General features: G+C 55.0%; 20 protein-coding genes. 2 read left to right on the forward strand and 18 right to left on the reverse strand.

Going from position 1 to position 23,652, the window contains the following annotated elements; genetic code table 11:
• Window positions 1-173 precede the first annotated feature (173 nt).
• On the reverse strand, window positions 174-833 hold the full coding sequence (locus ABUA09_RS10240) for a hypothetical protein (protein WP_009259354.1): 660 nt from the start codon (window positions 831-833) through the stop codon (window positions 174-176).
• 90 nt (window positions 834-923) lie between these two features.
• Here ABUA09_RS10240 and ABUA09_RS10245 point away from each other — a divergent pair, with 90 nt between their 5' ends.
• Entirely contained in the window at window positions 924-1,289 is a 366-nt protein-coding gene (locus ABUA09_RS10245; protein ID WP_009259353.1) for a hypothetical protein, read from the forward strand.
• Between the two features lie 62 nt (window positions 1,290-1,351).
• Here the strand turns inward: ABUA09_RS10245 and ABUA09_RS10250 are convergent, their stop codons facing one another.
• The 16 genes from ABUA09_RS10250 to ABUA09_RS10325 all read right to left on the reverse strand — a co-directional run bounded on the left by ABUA09_RS10250 (window position 1,352) and on the right by ABUA09_RS10325 (window position 20,548).
• Entirely contained in the window at window positions 1,352-3,946 is a 2,595-nt protein-coding gene (locus ABUA09_RS10250) for a VirB4 family type IV secretion system protein (protein WP_009259352.1), read from the reverse strand.
• Window positions 3,897-4,250 (reverse strand): hypothetical protein, encoded by a 354-nt coding sequence (locus ABUA09_RS10255; RefSeq protein WP_009259351.1) that lies wholly within the window; start codon window positions 4,248-4,250, stop codon window positions 3,897-3,899. The genes ABUA09_RS10250 and ABUA09_RS10255 overlap by 50 nt, the downstream gene beginning before the upstream one ends.
• Window positions 4,240-4,518, reverse strand: a complete 279-nt coding sequence (locus ABUA09_RS10260; protein ID WP_009259350.1) for a helix-turn-helix transcriptional regulator — start codon at window positions 4,516-4,518, stop codon at window positions 4,240-4,242. Before ABUA09_RS10260 ends, ABUA09_RS10255 begins: the two co-directional genes overlap by 11 nt.
• A gap of 9 nt (window positions 4,519-4,527) precedes the next feature.
• On the reverse strand, window positions 4,528-5,772 hold the full coding sequence (locus tag ABUA09_RS10265; protein ID WP_009259349.1) for a C39 family peptidase: 1,245 nt from the start codon (window positions 5,770-5,772) through the stop codon (window positions 4,528-4,530).
• Window positions 5,769-7,955 carry a hypothetical protein gene (locus ABUA09_RS10270; protein WP_080907296.1) on the reverse strand — a complete coding sequence of 729 codons (2,187 nt, stop codon included), beginning with the start codon at window positions 7,953-7,955 and terminating at the stop codon, window positions 5,769-5,771. The genes ABUA09_RS10265 and ABUA09_RS10270 overlap by 4 nt, the downstream gene beginning before the upstream one ends.
• 135 nt (window positions 7,956-8,090) lie before the next feature.
• Complete coding sequence (locus tag ABUA09_RS10275; protein ID WP_009259347.1) at window positions 8,091-8,453, reverse strand: hypothetical protein; 363 nt, start codon at window positions 8,451-8,453, stop codon at window positions 8,091-8,093.
• A gap of 96 nt (window positions 8,454-8,549) precedes the next feature.
• A complete protein-coding gene (locus tag ABUA09_RS10280; protein WP_009259346.1) occupies window positions 8,550-8,912 on the reverse strand; it encodes a hypothetical protein in 363 nt (120 codons plus the stop codon).
• A 60-nt stretch (window positions 8,913-8,972) separates the two neighbouring features.
• Window positions 8,973-14,177, reverse strand: coding sequence for a SpaA isopeptide-forming pilin-related protein (locus ABUA09_RS10285; protein ID WP_154250535.1), 5,205 nt, complete (start codon window positions 14,175-14,177; stop codon window positions 8,973-8,975).
• A gap of 142 nt (window positions 14,178-14,319) precedes the next feature.
• On the reverse strand, window positions 14,320-15,459 hold the full coding sequence (locus ABUA09_RS10290; protein ID WP_009259344.1) for an S-layer homology domain-containing protein: 1,140 nt from the start codon (window positions 15,457-15,459) through the stop codon (window positions 14,320-14,322).
• A 4-nt stretch (window positions 15,460-15,463) separates the two neighbouring features.
• The gene (locus tag ABUA09_RS10295) at window positions 15,464-15,673 is read right to left on the reverse strand and encodes a hypothetical protein (protein ID WP_009259343.1); all 210 of its coding nucleotides are present in this window, start codon (window positions 15,671-15,673) and stop codon (window positions 15,464-15,466) included.
• Window positions 15,674-15,857: 184 nt separating this feature from the next.
• Window positions 15,858-16,610 (reverse strand): class D sortase, encoded by a 753-nt coding sequence (locus ABUA09_RS10300; protein WP_009259342.1) that lies wholly within the window; start codon window positions 16,608-16,610, stop codon window positions 15,858-15,860.
• On the reverse strand, window positions 16,607-17,713 hold the full coding sequence (locus ABUA09_RS10305) for a hypothetical protein (RefSeq protein WP_009259341.1): 1,107 nt from the start codon (window positions 17,711-17,713) through the stop codon (window positions 16,607-16,609). The genes ABUA09_RS10300 and ABUA09_RS10305 overlap by 4 nt, the downstream gene beginning before the upstream one ends.
• Window positions 17,714-17,798: 85 nt before the next feature.
• Window positions 17,799-18,203 carry a type II toxin-antitoxin system RelE/ParE family toxin gene (locus ABUA09_RS10310; protein WP_009259340.1) on the reverse strand — a complete coding sequence of 135 codons (405 nt, stop codon included), beginning with the start codon at window positions 18,201-18,203 and terminating at the stop codon, window positions 17,799-17,801.
• Window positions 18,175-18,618, reverse strand: a complete 444-nt coding sequence (locus tag ABUA09_RS10315; RefSeq protein ID WP_009259339.1) for a hypothetical protein — start codon at window positions 18,616-18,618, stop codon at window positions 18,175-18,177. The genes ABUA09_RS10310 and ABUA09_RS10315 overlap by 29 nt, the downstream gene beginning before the upstream one ends.
• Before the next feature lie 84 nt (window positions 18,619-18,702).
• Window positions 18,703-19,734, reverse strand: coding sequence for a ParB N-terminal domain-containing protein (locus tag ABUA09_RS10320; protein ID WP_021632875.1), 1,032 nt, complete (start codon window positions 19,732-19,734; stop codon window positions 18,703-18,705).
• Window positions 19,721-20,548, reverse strand: a complete 828-nt coding sequence (locus ABUA09_RS10325) for a ParA family protein (protein ID WP_009259337.1) — start codon at window positions 20,546-20,548, stop codon at window positions 19,721-19,723. Before ABUA09_RS10325 ends, ABUA09_RS10320 begins: the two co-directional genes overlap by 14 nt.
• Window positions 20,549-21,011: 463 nt before the next feature.
• Here ABUA09_RS10325 and ABUA09_RS10330 point away from each other — a divergent pair, with 463 nt between their 5' ends.
• Window positions 21,012-22,220 (forward strand): ATP-binding protein, encoded by a 1,209-nt coding sequence (locus tag ABUA09_RS10330; RefSeq protein ID WP_116721864.1) that lies wholly within the window; start codon window positions 21,012-21,014, stop codon window positions 22,218-22,220.
• Window positions 22,221-22,506: 286 nt separating this feature from the next.
• Here ABUA09_RS10330 and ABUA09_RS10335 read toward each other — a convergent pair whose 3' ends face one another.
• Entirely contained in the window at window positions 22,507-23,376 is an 870-nt protein-coding gene (locus tag ABUA09_RS10335; RefSeq protein ID WP_075703485.1) for a MaoC/PaaZ C-terminal domain-containing protein, read from the reverse strand.
• Window positions 23,377-23,652: the final 276 nt, after the last annotated feature.

Consider the following 23,652-nt stretch of genomic DNA (forward strand, 5'->3'; position numbering starts at 1 on the left):
AAAGCCAGAGCAGACGGCAAAAAACTGCCCGGACCATCGGTTACATCCTGCTGTGGGACGCCCCGATGGTCCGGTCTAAAATCGTATGCTGTATGTAACGGGCTAAGGCGGGGATTTGCCCGCCGCTGTAACCGATGTTGTACGCCCGCCGTGCGGTCCGGTGTAGCCGGAGGTCAACGGGAAAAGGGGTATTGGTCGGAGCGCAGGAAGAAAAAGTCTCCCGCGTCCTGAACAGGGAGCACATAGATGTGGCACTCCGCTTCCGACGAGCGTCTGGACAGCAGGCATACCCCCAGGCTGTACTGGTCATCGTCAGCGACGACCCGGCCCTTGAGCGCGTTTGAGATTGCCTTCCACGCTTTATTATCCTGGTCGTAGACCTGCCGGGCGGCGATGTCGCAGTGTTCGTCGATCATCAGCAGGGCCTCCTCCAAAAGAGGCAGCTTGCCGTTTCGCCGCTCCAGTCGGTCCAGGAGCCTGGTTATGGTGTCTGTGATCCACAGGGGGCTTGCAAAGCGGCAGTTGGGAAGCAGCGCGTTCAGTTGGATATGAAGCCAGCCAAATTCGTTACACTCCGCACGGCCGGCGATGTTCAACGGCTCCAGCGCGGGCTTTTGCCCTACCGGAGGAAGCGGCGCCTGATAGCGGGCGCAAAGGTTGCGGAGTTCTATCGCCCCATGCTCTATTTGAGCTGCCACCCGCTCCAGTTCCTCAGACAACTGTTCCGAGGGGCCTGTATTCTGGTCCAGAAGCGCGGCGATCCGGCCGCTGGATTTGTAGGCTTCAAAGGTGATTTCTTGTATCCGCTTTACATGATCTTTTTTCTCAAGCATTGATGCCATCTCCTTTACTTTCTTAGGAAAATGAGTATAATATGAGCAGTAAAATTACATTAGGGAATAAATGCGAACAGGGGATACGATATGAACGAGCCATACACTATCGACATCATAGACGATGAATTCTATTCCACCCATTTTTCACTATCCTCCAAAGCGTTTGAGGAGCGCATTTACTTATACGCCGAGTGTAGTAAAAACCCCGATTTCCGCAAACAGGATGACTATTACTTCCTGGAGTTGTTTTTCTCCGTCGGCAGCTATGGGGCGCGGGAATTTTTGGTCGGGCTCAATTTTGGTCAAGCCAAGATGGATAAAGAAACGCTCGATCATAGAATCCGCTCTTATCTTAAAGCTGAACTTGACAACGACTTTTCCGCCCTTGTTCAGCAGTATTTGAAAAAGGAACAGCTTATGGAGAATTGGCTGAACGAGCAAGGGAGCACTTAAAGCAGTAGAGAAATGCCGGTAAAACGCTATCGTTTTACCGGCATTTTCTTGCCATGAGAGAACTATTCCACCCTTGCTTGTTGCCTTGCTCGCAGGTCAGTGGGCGAGGTGGTAATGGCCTCATATTCCCTGGGGGACACATGGACGGCGATGGGGACATGGTTATGACCAATACAGAGCAGACCTTCCCCCCGGCGGAAGCGGGTAATCATCTTCGTCTCCTCCTCGGTCAGATTGAGGATGTTCTGCACCAGCCTTGCCTCTTGATCTTCCATCTGCATGATGAATTTGATCCGGCAGCTGTCCAAAATACCTTTCCCATACTTGCCTCCGTCCAGCGCCATCATATCGGCCATGCCCTGGGATGTGACGCCCGCAACCCCTCCTTGAGAGCGGATCAACTTTACCATGCGCATGGTGTAGTCGGCGGCCAGAGGATTGGAGTTCGCCCCCAGGAGCTTCCACAGCTCGTCGGAGAGCAGGGCCGTTCCCACATCCCCATTCTGCACGGTGATGTCGGTAGCAAAGCCGGTGGCCGCGTACACAGTCGCCAACTGAAGGTCATCGGGAATATCAGTCAGGTCGATCACAATGTAGGGGTTTTCCGTGTCCACATTGGTATGCCCACCCATGGAGGCGGCCGACCCGGATACATAGCGGGTCAGGATTACTGACAGGTGCTTGGTTTCCTGCTTCTCCCGCAGGATGTCGTACCACTCCTGGATAACGGGCATCTCCTTGATGGTCACGCCGTCCTCCTCAAACAGGCTGGCATTGTCAAAGGTGATCCCCCGGCGGCCGTAGCACTCAATCAGAGAGGCGTCGATGTAGTTCATGTCCTCCTCCGACAAATTGCGCTTCTGGAGAGAATACCATACGGAGAGCCAGGAGACTTTCTCCGCCAGCAGGGACTCCCGGCGCTGGGTACCGCCATTCTGAGCCGCGTAGGGAGAGGCTTTCAGACGGCGAATGTCCATCAGGCCGATACAATCTGGGGAGGACGGCCCCAGCTTGATAAACTGGCCGCCCACCGCCTCGCACAGGGGACGGTACTCATGGCCCTTTTCGGGGACAATGTAGATCACCTTCCGCTGCTGCTCCCGAAGCCGCTTGCCGATGCTCTGAAGCAGGGTGGACTTGCCCGCTCCGCTGTTGCCGAACGCGGCAAAGTTGCCGTTGGTGTATTTGTAGTCATCGTACAAGTCGATGAATACCGGAGAGCGGTTGTAGAGGTTTAGGCCCAGAAAGATACCCTTTTGGTCGCTCAGCTCAAAGGAAGCAAAGGGAAACGAGGCGGCCACACCGGAGGTCAAGGCGTTCCGGCGGCTTTTCCGTTCAATATCCGGGTCTGAGATCAACAGCGGAAGAAACGACAAGAATGCCGCCTCATGCTTGTACTCGCACCGCTTGGCCAGCATATCGGAGGCTACGCACAGGGTCTCTACCGCCGTTACCCGCTGCTCCAGGGTGTCCGGGTCGTCTGCGATGACCTCAATCAAGGTGTGCATATAGTAAAAATCCTGGCCTTCTCTGTTCATTCCCTCCTTCAGGTACAGTCCGGCGCCGATGGCGTCCCCCAGTTCCTCAAAATCCTGACGGGTATCACCCACATCCCTCATCCGGGAGCGGTTGATCATGGTTGTCTGGCCGATGGCGTTGACCGTCTTTTCCCGGGGCTGTTTGACCAAGTAAAAACTCAGGCTGACTCCCTCCCCGGCTTCAATCAGGGGGGTGAGCCAGCCTTTGCCTACAACGGTCGAGTAGCCATAGCCGCTGATGTAGAGATAGGCGTGGCATACCCCGTCGATCAGCAGATAATCGGGATGGTGCGTATCTATGTCGGGCGGCGCGATCAGATCCGGAATGGTGGTGGCTCCGGCCTCCAGACGGGAGAGCGGGGATGCCTCCTTTCGGGAAAACCATTTCCGTTTCTTTTTCCCGGCGCTTTCCGCGGCCGCCGTGTCCAGCGCCTTCAGTGCTTCTTCATCGTAGACGCCATGTACCATCCCCAGCATATCGAATACCCCGTCCGGGAGACGAAGATGCTGGGAGGTGTGTTTATTGATGAGCTTGTAGAACAGTTCCAAAATAAAATTGTCCGCATATTCCGGCTCTAAAACAGCCACTCCGCACCGGTCCAAATATCTCCGGGCTACCTCCGCCTTTTCGTTGAGCACCGCGGCAATGGCCTCCGGTGTGTGATCCGGGGCCTTCATGGACGGGTCATAGGAAAAGGACAGGAAAAAGCGGTGGGTAAGAGCTTCCCGCTCCACCAGCTGAGGAACATAGTCCATGCTCTCCTCCAGCATCAAGCGGCACTGTTCATTGGTCTCCCGCTCCAGATAGCCCCTGAGCAGCTTTAGGTAGCCATCCAGGTCAAAGGGCTGGGTCAGGACATTGATTTGAAGATTGGCTGGCGCGATTTTCAGATAGGCGGCAAAGTCCTCTATGGCGGCGCTCTTATCCATGCTGGACATGGTGTAGAAGTTGACGGGAAGTAGCTCTAATATCTTGACAAAGCGTTTGTCCCGGGTGACGACGACCCCCTGGACAATATCCTTGATGGGGAGCCAGGCCTGGATGCTCCCGTCATAGGCTCCGCTGCGGTCACTGATTCCCGTGACGGAACCACCGAAGATAGCGTTTTTCAAATTCATGGGCATTCACCTCTCCACGATAGGTCAGGACCCGGCGCCGCCGACGCCAGGTCCACCAGGTTTTCAAATAACGGGTCAAGCTGTCGTCCTTCAGGCCAATCAGCGCAAATCCCACGGTCGGCACCAGCAGGCACAGCGTCACAATGATCTTCCATGTGATCGTAAAAGGCAGCAGCGCGGTGCAAAGACCCAGGACCGGCAGGCCCAGGACAACCGACTCGATTGCGTTTCGGATCTCGAAGAGCCCGAACAGCTTTCCCGCATCGGTATAGTTGACTGGGATGTAATAGGTTTCAGAATCCATGCTCGTCGTCCTCCTTGGACATCGAAAATAGCCACGGGGCAGCATCTAACTCGTGCGCCAGCCCGTCAAGCGCCGCCCGCCGGGAAGCGATGACAGCGGAAAAGGCCCGCCGGATCAAGGCCTCATGGCCCTTGCTCTGACTGGCCGTGTCAAGTTCAATCAGGCTGATCAGCTGTCTGGAAACACCGGCCGCATTTGCCAGGTCTGCCTGAGAAATACCGTAACGCAGACGGAGCTGTGTCATTCGGCACATATTTTGTTCTGCCATAAGAGCCACCTAAGCGGACATGACCCAGAAAGGGCCTCCTGAGCCAGCGCGGCGGGACGCCTCATTGAGGATGATTCCAAGCTCCCATTCCTGATTGCTCCGTTTTACGCTGGCCGGATCTGCCACCAGGATCTTTCCACCCTCGGTCACGCCCCGGAGAACGATAAAATGGCCGGAGCTGGTGAAATGACCCTTGGACATAATGGCGATCACGAGCTTTCCATTCTTGAGCGCATCCACCAGTCTTTTACTGTCGTTCCCGACCCCGGTAACGGTCAGCCCATAATGCGCGCCCCCATTTGGAATCAGGCTGTGGTAGCTTCCGTTTCCCTCACAGCGGTACCCATTTTCCACAGACCACTGGGCCACATCGTAGGGCGTCACCTGATTGCTTGTCAGCGAGGCCACGGCAATCGCCAGGGCGGTGGGACCGCAGCCGGCCTCCCCGATGGTGCCGGACTTGCCGTACATCTTATTTCCCCAGCGGGAATCCGTCTGATTATAGTAGACGACCGGTGTTTCCGCGTCAGAAAAGGTGATGTCGCCGTAGTCCGTGTTGTAGTAGCCGTCACCGTCGCTGTCCCCGTAGGACAGGTTTTGATCCTCCGCCAGCATGGAATAGAGCAGCGCCGCCCAGTCCCGCTCCTCCTGGGTAAAATTCAGCTTGTCCATGTACTCCTCGGGCGTCAAATCACGGACAAAGATGTTCAGGATGCGGTCGATCAGAGAGGTAGAGTAGGTCAGGCGGTCATACATCATGTCCTCAATGGCGCTTTCATCCATAGTGTAAAGGTCTTGTTTATACCGGACTGAGCCAATCGCCATCAGCCAGTATTTGTTCATGTACCCCAGGTCCTGATCCACGCCATAATCATCATACAAAGGCTCTCCATCGGACCAGAAGCGCGGGAGAATACTGTTCACCAGGCGCAAAACCGCAGGCTGCTGGTAATTGTCCAGATTTTGATATATCCCGTCAAGCTCCTGAGCAGACGCGGTGAAGTCGATGATTTCCTGGTCGGTAGAGCTGGAGTAGCCGAAAAGAATGTTGGGAAGTGCTGTGAAAACGAGCATAGGAACCAGAAGCACAACGCACAGGAGGATGACGAAAAGCCGGATCAGCTCCGGCAAAAATGATTTGGCGGCCTCCACGGCGGCGCCATAGACGCCGCCTGCGGCCGCTCCCCGTGCAATATTTACAGCGGCGGAAGCCGCCCGGGCCGCTTTCTGGCCCGCCGAAGATTGATTGCTCATGGCTCACTCCTTTTCTTCCTGGTTTTTGGAGACTTTCCCGTTCCGCCCGGTGTCGGCGGCATAGCGCCTTTCATACGCCTGGTGCCGTGGTTTACACCTGGAGGGGCGTCGGCTCTTTGCGGAGCCGTCCCTGCCGTTGCGGCGGGAGGCGTCTGCGCCTTTGCCGGAGTCCTCCCAGTCCCGCCGGGCCTGCGCGTTCCTGCCGTTCCGGACGGAGAAGCGCCGCTTGTAACGGAATGTGCCTCATGCCCGGCAGCGGATACCGTTCCTGCTGTTCCGGGCGGGGGCGCGGCACGGCTACTCCGGGAGCTGCCTGCTGTGGGGCGGGGACTTCCTGCCATATCCGACAAAACACCTTCGCCGCCCGGGGAGGCATGGGGGATGGGGGAGGCGGTATGCCTTCCTGCCATACCGACGAAAGGTGATACCACTCCAGACACGGTACTGCTCCCGGCGGGAGTGCCCGTTCCTGCCATACTGGAGGAAGATACTTCACCACCGTGAGATTGACGACCACCAATAGGCGGCCGTGTTCCTGCCGTTCCGGGGGTGGAAGCGCCGCCCTCACGCGGCCTCTGACTCCCAACCGGGGGACGGGCCGCGGATTTCTCCGTTGTAGCAGATGCGCTACCGCCTACACGAGACACGGTATCTGCACCGTGAGAAGCAGTTCCTGCCGGAGCAACCGGCGGGCGGGGCTCTGATTTTTCACCTCCAGCGACACCAGGAGGCGTCGGGATCTTCGGAGTCCGGTCCTGCTGAAGCGGCGGGCGCTCCCGCATGGTTTCACGAGTGCTGGAGGTGTGCGTCGTGCGTTCAGGACCGGCCACGGCAGCCGTCCCAGGCGTTACGGCCGACCTGCGGGTTACGCCTGCTCTATCGGGCCGCTTACTGTCTCCCTGGTCATACGAGGGAGTGCCGGGCGGCCGGCGCGTCCCATCCTGGGGTCCGGCAGTGCGGCCCAGCGTCCCCTTGGAGGACTCGCCGCTCACCCCGCCTGTCCGGACAGAGGCGGCGGTATAGGGAGTAGAGGCACGGGTCCCCCTTGCCTCCGGGGGAACAGAACTGCGTCGTGCCCCATGTGTATGGATCGTCGGCGTCTTACCGCCCTTGTGTTCAGCGGCCGGTTGTTCAACCCCCGCTGCATGGCTGCCCTCTGGCGGGGCTTCATCCATCTTGGGGGAGACGCCCTGCACAGTCTGTTTGGAAGCATACACTCCGCCTTGAGCAGAAGGAGAACGGGGGTCCGTCTGTGTTCCTGCCTGTTGTCCTGCGCTGGCAGCTCCAGGCGAGGCGCCAGCGCCGCCAGGACTTCCGCCAGACGGAGGCGGCGGGGGTGTGCGCGGATTGGTACGCGGCTCCGAAGAGCTTCCGCCGGAACTGCCGCCTTTCCGACTTTTATTTCCAACGGAATTTCCGGCGGCTTTTGCGATGGAGCTTCCGATCCCCTTGACAACCGCATAAGCCACCATGCCTGGAAGCCCGCGGCCGAGCCCATCGCCGGTGAGGGCGGGGTTAAGCCCCATGCGGGCGATGATGCCGTCTATCTTGCGGGCAACCCTGGCGATACCTACGATCAGAAGCATCCAGGGCAGGACGGCAACCCCGCTTGGTACATACCCCAAAGCCGAAATCAGCAGCTTCAGGAATATGACATTCATAATCATCATCACGCACATGGAGCCGAACATCCGGCACCAGCCCTTGAAAATGTCCTCCGTATTTTTGGACCCGCCCATGCCAAAGGCAAGCGGGGCCATGAGAACGAGAATAGCCGTTACGACATACCGTTCCGCCACCTCGAAGCACAGCTTGACAAACTGCCACATCACGACAATGCCAACAATGATGATCAGGAGCCAAGAAGCTCCAATCGTAAAATTATTTTCATCCGGGATGGTAATGGTGACGCTGGTGGGAACCTGAAGCAACGCAATCACCTGCGATGAGATGCCGAGGCCGATTTCACAAATTTGCTGACTCACCAGAAGCAAAAAGGCAAACACGAAAGTCCGGGTAAACAGCAGTTTGGGGTCCTCACCTTCAAAGCCCAAACCGATGACCATGCTCTTCATCGCTTGAAAGACCAGATTGCCCAGAAGCAGCGCCCACCCAACGGCAATCACGATACTCAAAATATCGTCTGTGACCGGAGCCACCTGACGGAAATAGCTGAGATCCATCTGAAAAACTTCCAGAAGAGAATTTGCGATATACTGGACCATCTCAAGGCACAGGCTGTAAACCCACTGAACAAAGCCCTTAAAAATTCCTTCAAGAATAAAAACCACCTCCCAACCGGCGTATGGCTGAGAGGTTTACTGAATGGTGGCCAGGCCGTCAAAAAGAGGCCGGACATAGGCCAGGAAGGCGCCCATTCCGTTAATGATGGCCCAAGCGATCCAGATACGCTTGAGCCAGTCCCATGCCTGATCGGTTTTATGCTGGTTATTGGAAACTTTGGCTCCAATCACAGCAACGGCAGACATCAGGCCGGCCAGCACGGTGCTGATCCCGGCAATCTTGTTATAGACATCGACGATGATACGGTTTGCGGCCGTCCACATATCCTCTACGGCCAGAGCTGGCGTAATCATATAGGTCACAATCAAAATAAACGCCATTATCTGAACATAATAGCGGGGGGCTTTAGGCCCGAGACGGACCAGAAGATTTTTCATAGGGCATCCCTCCTCGGAGCATAAAAAGGGACTGTGTAAGCGCCCTCGTTCCCGAGGTAATTGCCCACACAGTCCATGATTGACGGTTGTTTTTGATTATTTAGGCGTCCGGCTTAGGGGAGACTCCATTGCGAAGCCCGAGGCCGGGCTGCACTCACTCTCTTGGAACAGCCTTCGATAGAAGCCGGGAATATCTTGCAGGTCCTGTTCATCAATAGGCATCCACCAGAGCGTCAGTAAATTGACTGTGTATTTGTGCATGGTGGCCTGCCGAAGCCGCTTGGTAAAAAGCGGGACCGGATAATCAGCTTTCACCGAAATATATGTGTCTCCTTCGTTCTTCCGATAAAGGAGGACATCTCCTGTATCGGCACATTCAAATTGTCCTCCATACATCTCCGTATAACGATCCGCAGCCGCACGGAGTTCTTTATCATTCAGGTAGGAAGAATAGGTCATCTGTTTACCTCCGTTCAGGGGATAGGGACGGCACACAGAATGCCGCCCCTATCCATCATGTCAATAGCCGGTTTTGGGGAGATTGGGCTGATTGAGCTTGACGATCAGGGTGATCCATGCGGCGCGTCCGGTCTCCCACTGGCTCATATATTGGCCACCCGCGTCGGCCCGGTTGACCACCTGATAGCCATTGGCAAGGTTGGCGCTGGTCTGGATGGTAACGGTAGGCTTTACCACAGAAGCAAAGCCAGCCGGCACCTTGCCGAACTCCAGACGCACATCCGTGACCACCTCGTCCTGCATCAGCGAGATGGCGGAAAGGTCAAAGGCATAATTGTTGGTGCTGAGCAGGTTGGTAGCAAGCACCCGGTAGTCATTGTAATTGGTCTTATAGGTGATCTGGTAGTTGAGACGGGTGTTATAGGTGCCGGTTGTGATGGTCTTGGCTGTGGCGCAGTCGGTGGGGAAGCGGTCGTGGAGGTAGAAGTTCTCCAGCGGCACATTGGAATTGTTCGCCACGGTAAGGTCATAGCGCATGGAATCTCCGGCCAGAAGTTGCTTGTTGCCGGTCTTGGTGACAGTGACCTTCAGATTGGCCGGCTTGTCATAGGCCGCGATTTTGATGATCTGCCCCGCATACTCCAGTGTGACATCGTGGACGGTAGGATCAAGCTGGAAATAGGCAGGCGCGGTGACTTCCCGGATTTTATAGCGTGTCAAAGGCAGGGGTTTGGAGGCCGCAACACCCCGGGCATCGGTAGTGATATAGTCCACCACCCGGCCGCTGCGCTCATTGATGATTTCATAGACTGCTCCCTGGAGGGGAGTCCCGGCCGGAACGCCTGTGACGGAGTTTGCTTCGGCGGCGTATTTGTAGATCTGAATTTGACCTGTGATGGCTTCGTTGACCCACTCAATTTCCGCCGTGCGGCCCGGACGCACATAGACGGTCTTATATTCCTTATCCAAGATGTAGCCCTCGGCCGCCTCCAGCTCTCTCAGATAAAAGCGTCCGCTGGTATTGGCACCATCCGGGAGATCATCAGCGGTGATATAAACATAGCCGTCATCGTCGCTGGTGAACTCACCGATGGGATTGCGGTCCTCGTCGTAGAGTAAGAACTTGACGCCATAGATACCTTCTCCGCTGGTATCCACCTTGTGGATCAGGATTCCAGATGCGGCGGCGTTGGTGACCCGCAGAGTGGTCACTTTCCCGTCTTTAACTTCAAAATAGTGCGGGGTGTCGTCCAGCACGAAATCCGGGTTGGCCTCGATCTCAATCGCGTAATAAGAGCCGTCCTCCAGGGCAAGGTAGGCCCTGCCGTTTTTATCGGTAGTGATGGTATCTACCAAGGCATCATCCATGCGGCGGATCTCAAAAGTGGTATCGGGAATTCTTTCGGAGGTCTTGCTCGCGTTGACCTTGATAATTTCAATTCCGCCTATGGGATTGTTGTAAAAATACAGCTCCTGCGTGTCATTGGGATTGATCACCACGGTTTGGGACTGCGTATTGGGGTCAATCGTATAGCCCGGGATGCTTTCCACCTCCGTTACCACCACTGTGCCTGTGAGGCCGGAAAGAATAATCTGACCTTCCGAGTTGGTCCAGTACAGGCCATTGCTGGAGAGCTGCCCGCTGTCGGCATCCACAAAACTTCCGTCAGAGTATGTGATTTTGAATTGTACCCCTTCAAGCGGCGTTTTCTTGTCATTGCCAGAGAGTTTGTGGATAATGAGTTGTCCTGTGGGTTGATTGCGAAATTCGAGGGTAACCGTTTGCCCGGCTTGGATTTGGGCCGTCTGGGGTGTGTCATCCAGGATGAAACCATCTTTCGCCCGGGTTTCTTTGACCACGAGTGTGGTGCCAGGGTCGATGCCCTCAATGAGGATGGTCCCCGCGGAATCGGTCACGAAGTAGCCGTTGCTGTCGCCCACCACGGTCCCGTCGCTCTCAGTCACAAAGAACTGAACATCAGAAATCGGGGAATTGTCGGCACTGGACACCTTTTTGATAAGCAGCGAGCCCTTGGGGCTGTTGTTAAAATAGACCTGAACAACCTCCTGATCTTTGCCGGAGAGGTACACTGTTTGGGGCGGGGTGTCGATCACATGAGAGCCGTCACTGGAGAGCTCTTCGATAATGTAAGTGCCGGCCTTGCAGCCCGTGACGGTGAAAGAGCCGTTCACCGAAGTTCGGTAAGTGCCGATGACCGTGCCGCCGGTGCCGGAGGTGTTGCCGGAGAGATACCGGACCTGGAACACAGCCCCCTCAATAGCGGCCCCGGTCTCACTGTCATATTTCCATACGGAAATAGCTGAGAGCGGTCTGTTGAGGAAGCGGAATGTATGGCCCTCACCAGCGGCGATAAAGGCCTCCTGTGTGTCCGGGTCCGCCAGAGCAAAGCCCGGTGCAGGCTCCAGCTCCTTTACCCGAAACCAACCGTCACGAAGAGAGAGGTCCGGGTCGGAGAGCACGATACGGCCCTCTTCATCGGTGTAGAAAACGCCCAGGTCGTTGTACTCTCCGGTAGCGGTGTTGTTGGAGGCATACCAGACCTGGAACGGCACATTTTCGATTCGATCATGTGTGATGGAATTTTCCTTGATGATCTCGATGGTCGGGCGCTTATAATTTTGGAAATAGACATCCCGATCCCGGTTGGGGAGCAGCGTCACCATCTGAGACTCCTCGGCCAGCAGGTAGGGCTCCGGGACCGACTTTTCGATGATCTCCACGACGCCGGGCAGCAAGTTCTCCACCACGGCGACGCCGTTCCCGTCCGTCTCCACTTCCGCGATAGAGTGGCCGTCCGCACCTTTCACCAAATAGACCGTATGCTCAATAGGCTCCCCGGTGTCGGCGTCGGTTTTATGGATATAGAGGTTGGGGCGCTTGTCGTTGGTCAGAGTGATCGTACTGGTCTGGCCCGGGAACAGTTCTACATGGTGCTCGGTATCGTCCGGGATGTGGTCCTGCACAGAGGACAATTCGCGGACGGAATAAACGCCAGGCTCCAGATCGGAAATCAGGATCTCGCCATTGGAATTGGTGGTGCGGTCCAGGTAGTGGCTGCCGTCCTCAATCCTGGCGATGCGGAAAGTCACCCCGGCCAGCCGGGAGCCATCGCTGCTCAGTTTGATAAGCTGGAGGGAGGGCTTGACATGGTTGGTAAAAACGAATTGGGCGTCTTCATTTGGCTTCAGCTCAATGATGCGCTGGGCCTCATCGATGATGTAGCCATCACAGGATTTTTCAGTTACCACATAGGAGCCGGCAGGGAGCATAGACAGGTCGATTTCTCCGCTCTGGTCAGTCCGGAACTCCTGGGGGCCATAGGTCCCCTCCACCGATTTGATCTCGAATACAGCGTTGGGGATTACCTTGGAGGGATCGTCGGAATCCACCTTGATGAGCTTTAATCCCGGCTTCATGTCGTTGAAAAACATCAGCTCTTTAATGCCGTCTCCAGCGTGGAGCTCTACCTCCTGGGGGGTGGTGTCCAGAATGTGCCCCTCATCGCCGGTATCTACCTCAAACGCCCGGTAAGTACCTGGCTCTGCATCGGCAATCAAGATTTCACCAAATTGATCCGTCTTGAAATTGCCTAAAAATTCGCCATCCCGATAAACAGCGAAAGTGACATTGGGCATGGCGACCATATTTTTTCGATCATATTTGATGATCCGCAATCCCGGTAACTCCTCGTTGATGATAGGGATTGTGGTGGTCTCACCGGCCACCACCGTGGCGGTGTAGACGGTATCATCCAACTGCCAGCCCACCGGAGCAGTCTTCTCCTGAATCCGGTATGCGCCCAAGGGAATCGCATCGAAAATAGCAACGCCTGCACTTGATGTCGTAGCGGTAAAGGTCTGTCCCGACTCAATATGCTCGACTGTGATGACTGCCCCCGGCAGGTTCATGCCGGTATTGGATTTTTTCTCAATACGCAGAGTACCGTAGGGGTCATTAAAAAATGTCACCTCGGCTACTTCATCGTAGACGACGGTGACATTCTGGGCAGGCTCCTCGCTGATCATATAATGCTGTGGAGCTTCCCGTTCAACTACGGTATAATTCCCGCTCTTTTTAAGCGGAATTTCGATGCGGCCGTCCCCGTTGGTCACAAAAGTACCTACGGAATCACCGTCGGGGCCGATGACCTCGAACAGTGCCCCACTAATTGGAATCTCGGTGCCGGTCTCATACTTGATGATGCGCAATCCGGTTTCATACTCGATGGTCGTACCGTCCGAGTAGTTGCTGTATGCGGACAACTGCGTTGTTGTAGTGGGGTCAGTATCTACCACATAATTCTGGAGTTCGCCATATTCATCTTTCTCTTGACATATCGCAAAAAATACAGCGTACTTATAGACATTTGTGTTGAAAGACAACTGGACGCTGCCGGTCTTGCCCTGCACACTTTCCAGAGGATATAGGATTTTGAATTTGCCGGCATAGCCGTCGCCTGTACCCTCAGTGGTGATCGTGGTAATATCCTGATTATTCATGTCCACGATGCGGGTCCCATCAGGTACATCGTCCGGCACAGAAAACGCGACATTGACGGAGTAATCGCATACCCAGGTTTTAGACCAGAAAGTAAAGACCTGTTGCTTGTACTGCTTTCCGTCAATGGTGACCTCATAGGCGGTATCCCGGTCTGGGGTACAGGTCACTTCAGGGGAGAGCATTTCATTCCAGGCCGTACCACGGGCGTAAATGTCCTTTGCCGCAGCCAAAATCTTCTGTGCTCTTTGAAGTTCTACGCCGGTCAGGTTGGGATTGACCTTGAGGTTGTTGATGTCCCAGTTGCTGAGAAGATAACACCACAGGGCCATTTTAGTTGCGTAGTAGCCCTGATATTTGTTTTCCAGTCCCAGCTCGGCCAGGCTTCGCGTGGGATAGCCGTTGGCCACGATACCGACAACCTTGGGATCGCTGGCTTTTTCATCGGCGAGATATTCAATACTCTCACCGACTCCCACGGTCTGAGGGACCCCCAGCGTGTTCGGGTTGACACAGTAAGCGGGAATCTCCCGAGTGCTCCCGCTCCCGTTATCATAATTGTAATAGGTGTAAATTTGGGATCTGATCCGCCCATTGATGGACAGATAAGACATTTCAACCCCGCCATTGTAAATCTGAACTTCCCCCAAGGCTTCCTCTGGGGTGGACGCAGCAAAAGCGGCGGTTGGCAGGAGCCCCATGACCGCAAGGAGAGCCAGGAGCATCGAAATCAGTCTTTTTTTCATGAGCGACCTCCATAAAAATCGGGAGGACGCCCCTACCCATAGGTGCATCCCCCCTTGATTGGGCTTGATTGAATTGTAGGGAATGCAAAATGGGCAAAAAGAAAGACAGTGTGCCGAGTGGCACGCTGCCTTTCTTTCCAAATCAGTTTATACGAATCTGGTATTCGGTGTGTAGGAATTGACCGTCCTTGTAGACATCCCAGGCCTGCATAGAATAGGTACCAGGTATTCCATTAAACACCTTTATAATCTCACTTTCTCGCCAGGGCCAGAACATTTGGTACGCGAGATCTTCTGAAAAGCCAAGGTTGATGTGAACGAGTTGGTTTCCTTTTGAGGTGAGTTTGGGCGCTCCATTTTCCCAGGTGGTTGAGCTATCCCCAATAGCATTGTAAAGTGTGTAAAGCATCCGCCTGGTTTCATAGAGATTGAGGATACGGAGATGATCGCCAGTCTGGTTTTGGAAATGTCTCACCTCCACTTTCGGTAATTCTGGCTGTTCGAGCAAGCTCCAGTCACAGGTTGGCTCCGGCAAGGGACCGATTGGGCCGGAGGCAAACATGTTCTTGTCCCACCGGCTTACATCAGTGATGGTATAGTTGGTGCCGTCATCGCAGCGGATCACATCGCCCACTTGAGGGATATACTGAGAGCCGTCGGCGGGCGGGTTGATGGAGCCGTCTGCATTCCTGCTCAGGGTTTCCCCCTGATGCTCGCTGGAGGCATCAGTATTACCCAGTGCCCGGTAGAGCATGACCGCCAAATCACCGCGGGTGACTTCAGCTTTAACAGCAACTTCCACCGAAGTCAGCCCAAAGTCCAATGCCGTCTGGCAGGCGGTAGAGTAGTCCCATTCGGTGTCCGGCAGGTCCATATATCTCAGAACAACAGTGCAGGCGGCCGCAGGTGTCACTCCATCGTCGGCGCCAAAGGCCCCGGTATCATAGCCGACCATCAGGCCGTTGGCATAGCAGTAACCAACATAGAGCCTGGCCCACTCCGGCACATCCGGGAATTTACATTGTCCGGTATAGAATGCCTGATCGACCTGCACATGCTCTGGGTTTCCATGCAGGCGGGTCAGGACTGTGGCCAGCTGGGCCCGGGTCAGTCCAGAGTCCAGGTTCATCTCGCCATTGCCGTCACCGACCATGATCCCCTGCTCACGGAGATAGGCTGCGGAGGTTTCCTGCTCGCTGTTGTCTGCGGCGCTTACCTTAACCGGCAGTACAAACAGCAGGCACAGACAAAGGAACAACGGTAAAAGGCGTTTTTGTTTCATTCCATTATGCCCCCTTTCGATATAGCGTCGTGCTGGCGCTCATTTTTAGCCGCCGGCATGTGGGATCATATTCGCAAGTTTCAAAGATATTAAGACCCCACAATTCTAACTGCTCCGCAATCTCTTCAGGGACATCAAAGGTCATGTCCAGACTGACCCGGAGCGCGGAATTGTCCAGCAGCCACTCTTTTCCTTTCGGAAACTCCTTAACCATGACAATCCCCCTTTTCTCGTTGGAGCGTCCTTACAAGACCAAAATAAGGCGAAAATCGGGACTTGTCAAAGGTTTTTTTGAAACGCCTTTACCGATAAAACGAAAGTCAATAAATATGTTCTGCGATTTTGCTATTTTCACATAATTCCCAATGAAAGCGCCAAGGAAATATTCGATAAAAATTTTATGAACTTATTTCGATCCCCTGAACACAAACCCGTTTGGTAGGCTGATTGGCCAAGCAGGTGATAATCGTGATCCGGTTGTCTGAGGTGCTGTTCAAATAGCTCCAGTCAGTCCAGTCTATGATCTTGACCGAACTCACCGCATAGGTCCTTGTCCCCAGGCTGGTCTGATACCGAATGGTATCGCCAATTTCCAGATCCTTGATTGCGCCGATGTTGTGGCTGGAGCCCCGGTTGTGTCCGCACAGACCGATGTTTCCCTCCCAGGCGCTTGTGCTGGGGAAGTGGCCCACACCTTTGCGCATGGAAGCAGAATCAGTACCGTCATAAGCCTTATAGCGAATTCCCAGGCTGGGGATTACCAGAGTACCAATGCTGCCATCGTTCCGCTCTACTTCGCTCACCGCTGTGAACTGGGTCGCTGGAAGCGTGGGAACATCTCCCCACTGGATGGGGTAGCTGCTTCCGGAACTATCGGGGTAAATGCTCCCACTTCCTGAATTGATCCCGTATTCCAGTGAAGAGCCGCTGTTGATGGAGATCCCGGGGGCGCTGTCGGCCAGGGGATCAAGAAAGTCCACCGCGTTTGTGCCACCGTAGTTATACTGAGCCCCGTAGACCTCTTCGTAGGAAGTGCTCCCATAGAAGTCCTTGGGCGCCGGTGTTTCAAAGTTGTAGTCCGCAGCAAGGGCCGGCGTAGTCATCAGCATGAGCCCCGCCAGGGACAGGCAAAGTCCCCTGAGCCTTTTCACGATTCACTTTCCTCCTTTTCCTCCGCATCCTCCTTGATGGCAAACCAGTAACTGTCCTGCCCGTCGTAGGCCTCCACCAGATGGGTGCGGCTCCCGCCATACATCTGGATAGTGATGATCCTGCCGGCGAGCTTATGGGCCAGCTTGCTGGGAAGCTCCACGCTTGCGTCTCCAGCCGGGTATTCCCGGAGCTTCGTCAGATCCAGCTTAGGGGTGCGGGTGGAAATCTTCTGCTTGCCCAATTTCTTATAGGCGACGCCTCGGGCGTTCATAGCATAAATTACTGCGCGGGGCCGTTTCATGATATAAATAATGCCCCCGGTACCTGCAAGCAGCAAAAGCCCTCCCCCGGCGAGGAGCCACATGGGATTGAGGCCAGCCAGGAATCCCACCGGACTTCCAAGGTAGGTCACGGTGTACTTGACTGCTTCAACACCCTCGGCCTTTATTTCGCCGGTATAGCTGGCCGTTGTCACATATCCGGTAGCTACACTTCTGCTCCCCGTAGCGGTATAAGTTGCCGTAGCCGTGTATGAAGTGGGAACCAGCGTATCATCGGCCAGGCCGGTCCCTGTCACGGTCCAGGAAATGTCACTCAGCTTCAAGGTGCTTCCGTTTTTGACAGTAGTAGTAGGGACATAGGAGGGATCGTTTCGGTCCAGGCCTGTAAACTGCTTGGTATCGGTAATCGTATAGTATTTAGTGGTATAGCCTGCGGCTTCGGTTTGGATTGTAGTGTGGTCCAGAGTCAGCACTCCGGAATAGCCATCCTTGTTGTACTCCATGCTGGCATCCAGCTGTTCCAGAATAGCCGCAAGATCATCTACATCTGTTTCCAGCGTGACGACCTCCGTTTGGATTTTAGAATCCTCGAATGTCTGTTCCTCTTTGACCGTTTCAAGATGGTGGTAGGAATAGCCCTCCACCTCGAAAGGCTCCTCTACCAGACCGCTGGGGTCTGCATCAGGGGGAAGCATATAGGTTTTGACGATGAGCTGTCGGCCATCCCGATTTTCGGATATTACATCCTCGGGAATATAGGCGGCGGAGGCAGTGACCGTCAGCATACAAAAAAGCGCCAGCAGGATTGCCACTTTTTTCATACCTTACACCACCAGCCTTTCCAGAGCGCCAGGACCAGTGCGGGGACTCCGATGGCAAGCCCAGCCCAAATGAATTTGTGTTTCGTCATACTGTGATACCTCCGTTGAGAAAGAATTTTATGGACAGCTCTTGCGTAGAGCATGATCCATCTCTGATGTGCGTCAAACAGTCCAGGGAGCGGTCCAGCGCCTGCATGGTGTTCCGCTTATGACGCTTGATAAACGGCGTGAGAAACAGGATGTCCCCGTCATCAGTGAGTGTGAAAATGATGCGGACCAGGTTTTTGCTCTTGGCTCGCAGTTCATAGAGCGCCTGGTAACGCTCGATGCAGAAGTGCTTGACATAGGGCTCGCGCATGACTGCCGCTGGAGATTGTAGGAGAAGGGCAAAAAGCGAAAGCAGCTTTTGCCGTTGCTTTTCATCCAGCAACCCAAAGAACTCCAAAAGGGGAACGCTCCCCTCAGCCGGTACAGCAATCAGCAGTTTCATTGGCAACCATCTCCTTCCCGTTGCTGGCCTGATTTTCCGACAGTTCCAGAAGCCGTTCTACAAAACCCAGACAAAACAGCGACAGGGCTGGTGCGCAGCCGGCCAGCCACCAGATGGGATCAGGGAGCGGTTTCCGAATGGTATCATACTGAAGGGAGATCAGCAGATAAATGTTCTGACAATCTTTGCGGGCGGCCAACTCTGAAAAAGCTGCCGTCACAGCAGACACCTCTCCTTGATCGGAGTAGAAATCGCACAGATCATCAAAAAATAAGCCGCCGAAGATCTGCACAAAAGCCCGCATTACTTCAACATTTACCTCGCCATCCGGGCGCAGAATTCCCATACGCTCCAGCCGCGCACCGGTCGAACTATCAAATGGGTCGGGGACACAGAGATAAAGATTCTTTGACATTGGCAACCGCCTCCTGTAAAAAGTAAAAAGAAAGACCCGGCACTCCCGGTCGATAGGGGTGCCGAGCCTATTTGCTTTACTGGACTATGAAGCATTTCCCATGGTCTTGAAATACAGAGCCAGGGCTTTTTGTATGGTTTCTTCGATTTGCTTTGTGGTGGCCTTGGGCGGGAAGTACGGTGCAAAGGCCGGAGGGAGCGTGACAGAAACGCGCCGCCCCGGTTGCTTTGAGGTAGACAAGCCGCCTCCGCTCAATATGGATTTGATCTGGGAGGCATCCAGTTTGCCGTCTTCAAAAGCGGCGCGGAGCTTTTTCCCTTTTGCCGTGGAAATAGAGGCACTCCCTTCCGAAATAAACTGATAGATGCACTCCTGAAGGCTATGGTCCTCCACGAAGCTGATTTCATACGCAGCCAGTTGTCCCAGTCGTTTTCCGCTATTCATCAGCAGAAGCAGCGGACGGTATAATGTAGCATAGCGGCAATACTTGGATACCTTATCCCTGGTCAGTTCATACTCCTGTGCGATTTTTACATCCGTATGGGACTTTTCCTGAGTGTCAGGAGAAGTTGTTTCAAAAGTCTGGAGATCCGTGCGGCGCCCCTGGCGCTTGAGCATATTGTAGTGGGCCGCAATGCAAAGGACTCTCTGAGAAAACAGCATATCCGCGAGGGACCGCTGCCGGAAGTTCATCTCATAGAACAGGTCTTCCGCGGTTTCCTGAGTTAAGTCTGTCCGGATAACGGCTGGGATTGTAGTCAATCCAGCAATCTTTGAGGCATTGACCCGATTGTGGCCGCTAATTATAATATAGGTGCCCTCAGCAGTTTTCCAGACCAGAATGGGAGACTGAACTCCATGCCGCCTGATGCTCTCCACCATGTCCTCCAGCCGCGCTCCGGTATAGAGAGGGAAATGCTCCTCGTGGTCGGGAAAACCACTCAACTGGGCCAGCGGAAAATCACAAAGCGTTCCACCCTCCATAGGAGAGGGGAGATCATCGCGATTGAAAAAGCATTGGTAGGCTCCCTCCTCCGGCGGGCCATTTGCCATCGCCGCCTCCGCTTCACTTCGTTTCCGTTGCCGGAGTGCGTCCTGCACTTTATTTCTGGCCATAGGATAGCACCTCTTGTGCGACGGCGGAGTAAGCCTTTGCAGCGGGGTTGTTCGGCTCGTATGCAAAGATACTGGCCGCTCCAATGGGATGTTCTGCAACACGGATTGAGAAATCAATGGGGGAGGAAAATACGGTAAATGCGTTGCCGTAGTCGGCTTGGATCTCGTCCTGTATGCCCCGGCACAGATTGGTACGCCCTTGGTACATCGTCAGCAAAATACCACCGACAGCTAATTTGGGGTTAATCCCTTGGCGGATTGTCTGAATGACCTCCAAGGTATCAGCCATGTCTTCCATAGCCAAGTAGTGGGCCTGCACGGGGACAATGGCTTGATGGGCCGCAGCCAGCGCATTGATGGTCAGCAGATCCATACTGTGACCACAGTCAATTAAGATGTAGTCATACTGCGACTGGAAAAGCTCCAGGACACGAGCCATAACCAGCTCACAGGGAGTACCGCCGGTCTCTCCGCCGCGGTAACGGCTGCTCATTTGCAGAGCGACCAGCCGGCTGGACACACCAGCCAGTTTGGAATTTGCCGGGATGTAGTGAATGCCAGCCCCCTCAATGACCGCCCTATTTACAAAGAGTTCAGGCTCGGTATCATCCAGCACTGCATTCATCAGATTTGCAAGCGTGTATTTCAATGATTTAGGGTCAGAGCGCATTACTTTTGTCAGATCGCCTTGGGGATCATTGTCTACCAGAAGAACGGCCTTTCCTGCTGCGGACAAGGCGGCCCCGAGGTTAGCGCAAGTTGTGGTTTTACCGACACCACCTTTGGAGTTTGTGATCGCCAAAATAATCGCCATTCTATGTACCCTCTTTCTTTCGTGAGAATTAAACCCGGAATAGGAAACGCCCACCCTCGGCGTTATGCCTGGAGTGAGCGTTTCCAGCTCGCTCCGACATGACTGCCCCCCTTTTTTATGGAGTATCGAAATGTCGGAGCCAACAAATATGGCGAATATGTTCTGGAATTTGGACAAAATCAGCGAAACAACAGCCATTCATAGTGGTTTCCGACTTTGCCCTATTATATCTCATTCGTCGATGCGCCTGACAATGCCTGTGGCTTTCATATATAAAATTCCTCCTGCACTTCTTTTTCTAACAGTCCTTAGTATCCACAGGATTCTTTTCCCTATGCGGCAGGAAGGGATGGTTTCATTTGGAAGTAAAATATTTAAAATGCGAAAGGGAAAGCTCTGACGGAGGACTTGCCGAGGGGGCCTGTTTGTGCTATCCTGTAGCTCAAAGAAAAGACGGAGAGGCATGAGAACAATGATTCATGAGCTGCGCGCGGCCCTGCTGGGCATTTCTAGCTATCGGGCCCTGATGGAGGAACCCCTGATGGGCTCAGTGCGGAGATTGCTGGATGCGCTGGTAAAAAACCGGGGTGAGGAGGCACTGGAGGCATACACAGATGTGTTCTACCGACTGCGCCGGGAGGGAAATATGGGACTCGGGGAGTGGATTTGGGACAAACTGCGGTATCTGGAGTCCCCTTATCCCACGGCGCTGGGCACGGGTGTGTGCGATCCTGCGCTGGAGTCCGCCGCCCGCCGGGATATCGAGACGCTTGCTCTGCTGGCCGGTCTGGACTGCGACCGGCTGATCTCCTCCATGGCTAAGCGGCTGGCGGAGGAGTTTGCCCCTGTGCTGGCGGGATTGCCCCGGTGGAGGGCGGGAGCGCCCTTCACCTTCCAATCCCTCACCGAGTTTTACCGGGTGCATGGGGCGGGACGCTTCGCCCGTTACCGGGCCTTCCTCTGGTCGGACGGGGCACTGATTCCGGTGGCCGACCCGGACTGTCCCGCCGAGGAGGAGATGCTGGGCTATACCCTTCAGCGGGAGCAGGTGATCGCCAACACCAGGGCCTTTCTGGAAGGGCGAAGAGTCAATGACGTGCTCCTCTACGGCGACAGCGGCACCGGAAAGTCTGCCACGGTAAAAGCGCTGCTGTCCGTACCGGGATTTGACCGCCTACGGCTCATTGAGGTCCAGAAGGATGGACTGCGGGATATGGCGGGGCTGATCCGCAGTCTGGCGGGACGGCAGCAGCGGTTTATTCTCTTCATCGACGACCTGGCCTTCGACCAGGATGACCGCACCTATTCTGTGGTAAAAACCATTTTGGAGGGCGGGCTGGAAAAGCGGCCGGACAATGTGGCCATTTATGCTACCTCCAATCGCCGCCTGCTGGTGCGGCAGACCTTCAGCGACCGGGCCGGGGATGAGGTGGACGCTCAGGAGACCATTCAGGAAAAGACTGCTCTTTCGGACCGCTTCGGACTGAGGATTCCCTATCTGGGCCTTTCCAAGGGGGAGTTTTTGGACTTGGTGGAAAAGCTGGCCCGCCGAAAGGGAATGGATGTGGATGCGGCGGACCTGCGCCGGGAGGCGGTCAAATGGGATATGAAATTCCCGGGTCGCACCCCTCGGGGGGCGCGGCAGTTCCTAGCCAGCCTGAGCGCGAAATAGGCGGCGGAAAATCAAGGAGCGGCGCGGACCCAAAAGGCCGCGCCGCTCCTTGATTTTCCACTGACAAAGAGGACCGCCGGCTATGTCGGAACGGACTTTGCTGCCACTAAACACATAGATAAGTCCTGTATAGGTGCTGACTATGCTGTGCGCCGGCGAGTGAGGGCTATGATGCATCTCAGCTATGCCTTCCGACAGGTCCAGCGGCAGAAGTCCAAGACAAAGGTGCGTTGAGCGTCCCTTTTGAACGCTGTGCAAGGTTAGCCTGCGTCTTTGTTTATGGAGACTATTTCCACATAAAACAGCCCTTTTCCAGCACGATCTGCTTTTTTTCGGGTGCGAGCATACGGAAATATGCCAGACCGTCCTGCACCTTCCAGATGTGTAGCTCAACTTTAGTGTCCGGGAACAGCGGGCTGCGGAACTGCGCCTCCATGGAGGTCATGCGCTCTGGCGCATGGGGAATCAATTCCCTCACCGCCAGTCTGCATGCGTAGCCAAATGAGCACAGACCCTGCATGATAGGCCTGTCAAAGCCCTGCTTATGGGCCTCCTTCTGATCGACATGGAGCCGATTCGTGTCGCCGGACATCCGGTAGAGCAGATTCTGGTTGGGGGCGATATAATCGGGACACACATAATCAGGGGTACGCTCAGGAATCACGGTACTGCTCTTGGGGAAGGGAGGGGAGTCGGGGGCCTGATAGACGGCAAACAGGGTATCTCCGATATTGCTGAATACCTTCTCGCCCTTCTCATCATAAGCGGATAAATCTGTGCGCATGACGCAGCCCTTCCCGGGGCCGCGGTCGTAAAGCTCCACCACGGAATCTTCAAAGGTGAGCTTGCCGCCCATCGGATCGATGGGTTTATGGAGAACGAGCTTGTGGGCCATGTGAAGGCTGCCCTGACGGTCCAGCCCCATAGTGCAGTTAATTGGCGTCGGGATCGCCCGCGGCGGGTTGATGCCAAAGGTTCCCCAATAGGGAACTACGCCAAATGACGGGATGACCTTGAGGCCGTCCTCGTCGAGATATTCCATCTCATCCGGGCCGGCGCCGACCCCAAGGGCATAGATGGCGCAGTCGCGCCATGTATATTCAAAGGTCTGCGGGCCGGTAGTGGTTCCAATTACGCTGCGGTTGAGTTCCTTCATACAAGCCTCCTTGCATACAGCGGCAGGGCGGCTATGCGCGCCTGCCGGAATGGGTGGATCTATCGTCTGGGTGTCGTGTGGGAGTATAGCGATGCGTCGGTATGGCGTTGTGTCAGGCGGAGCCAGCCCTGTGCGCCATGGGGCCGGACAACCCGCCAAAGTGTGCAGCGCCGGAACTGCACACCTTATTGCCGCCGTCTTTTAAAACAGCACAGCTCCGTCGGGGGCGCCCCACCCCAAGCGGCGTGATATAAATTGGATCATCCGGGGGCGCCG

Source organism: Intestinimonas sp. RTP31139st1_F5_RTP31139_211217 (assembly GCF_040226735.1).
GTDB lineage: Bacteria > Bacillota > Clostridia > Oscillospirales > Oscillospiraceae > Intestinimonas > Intestinimonas butyriciproducens.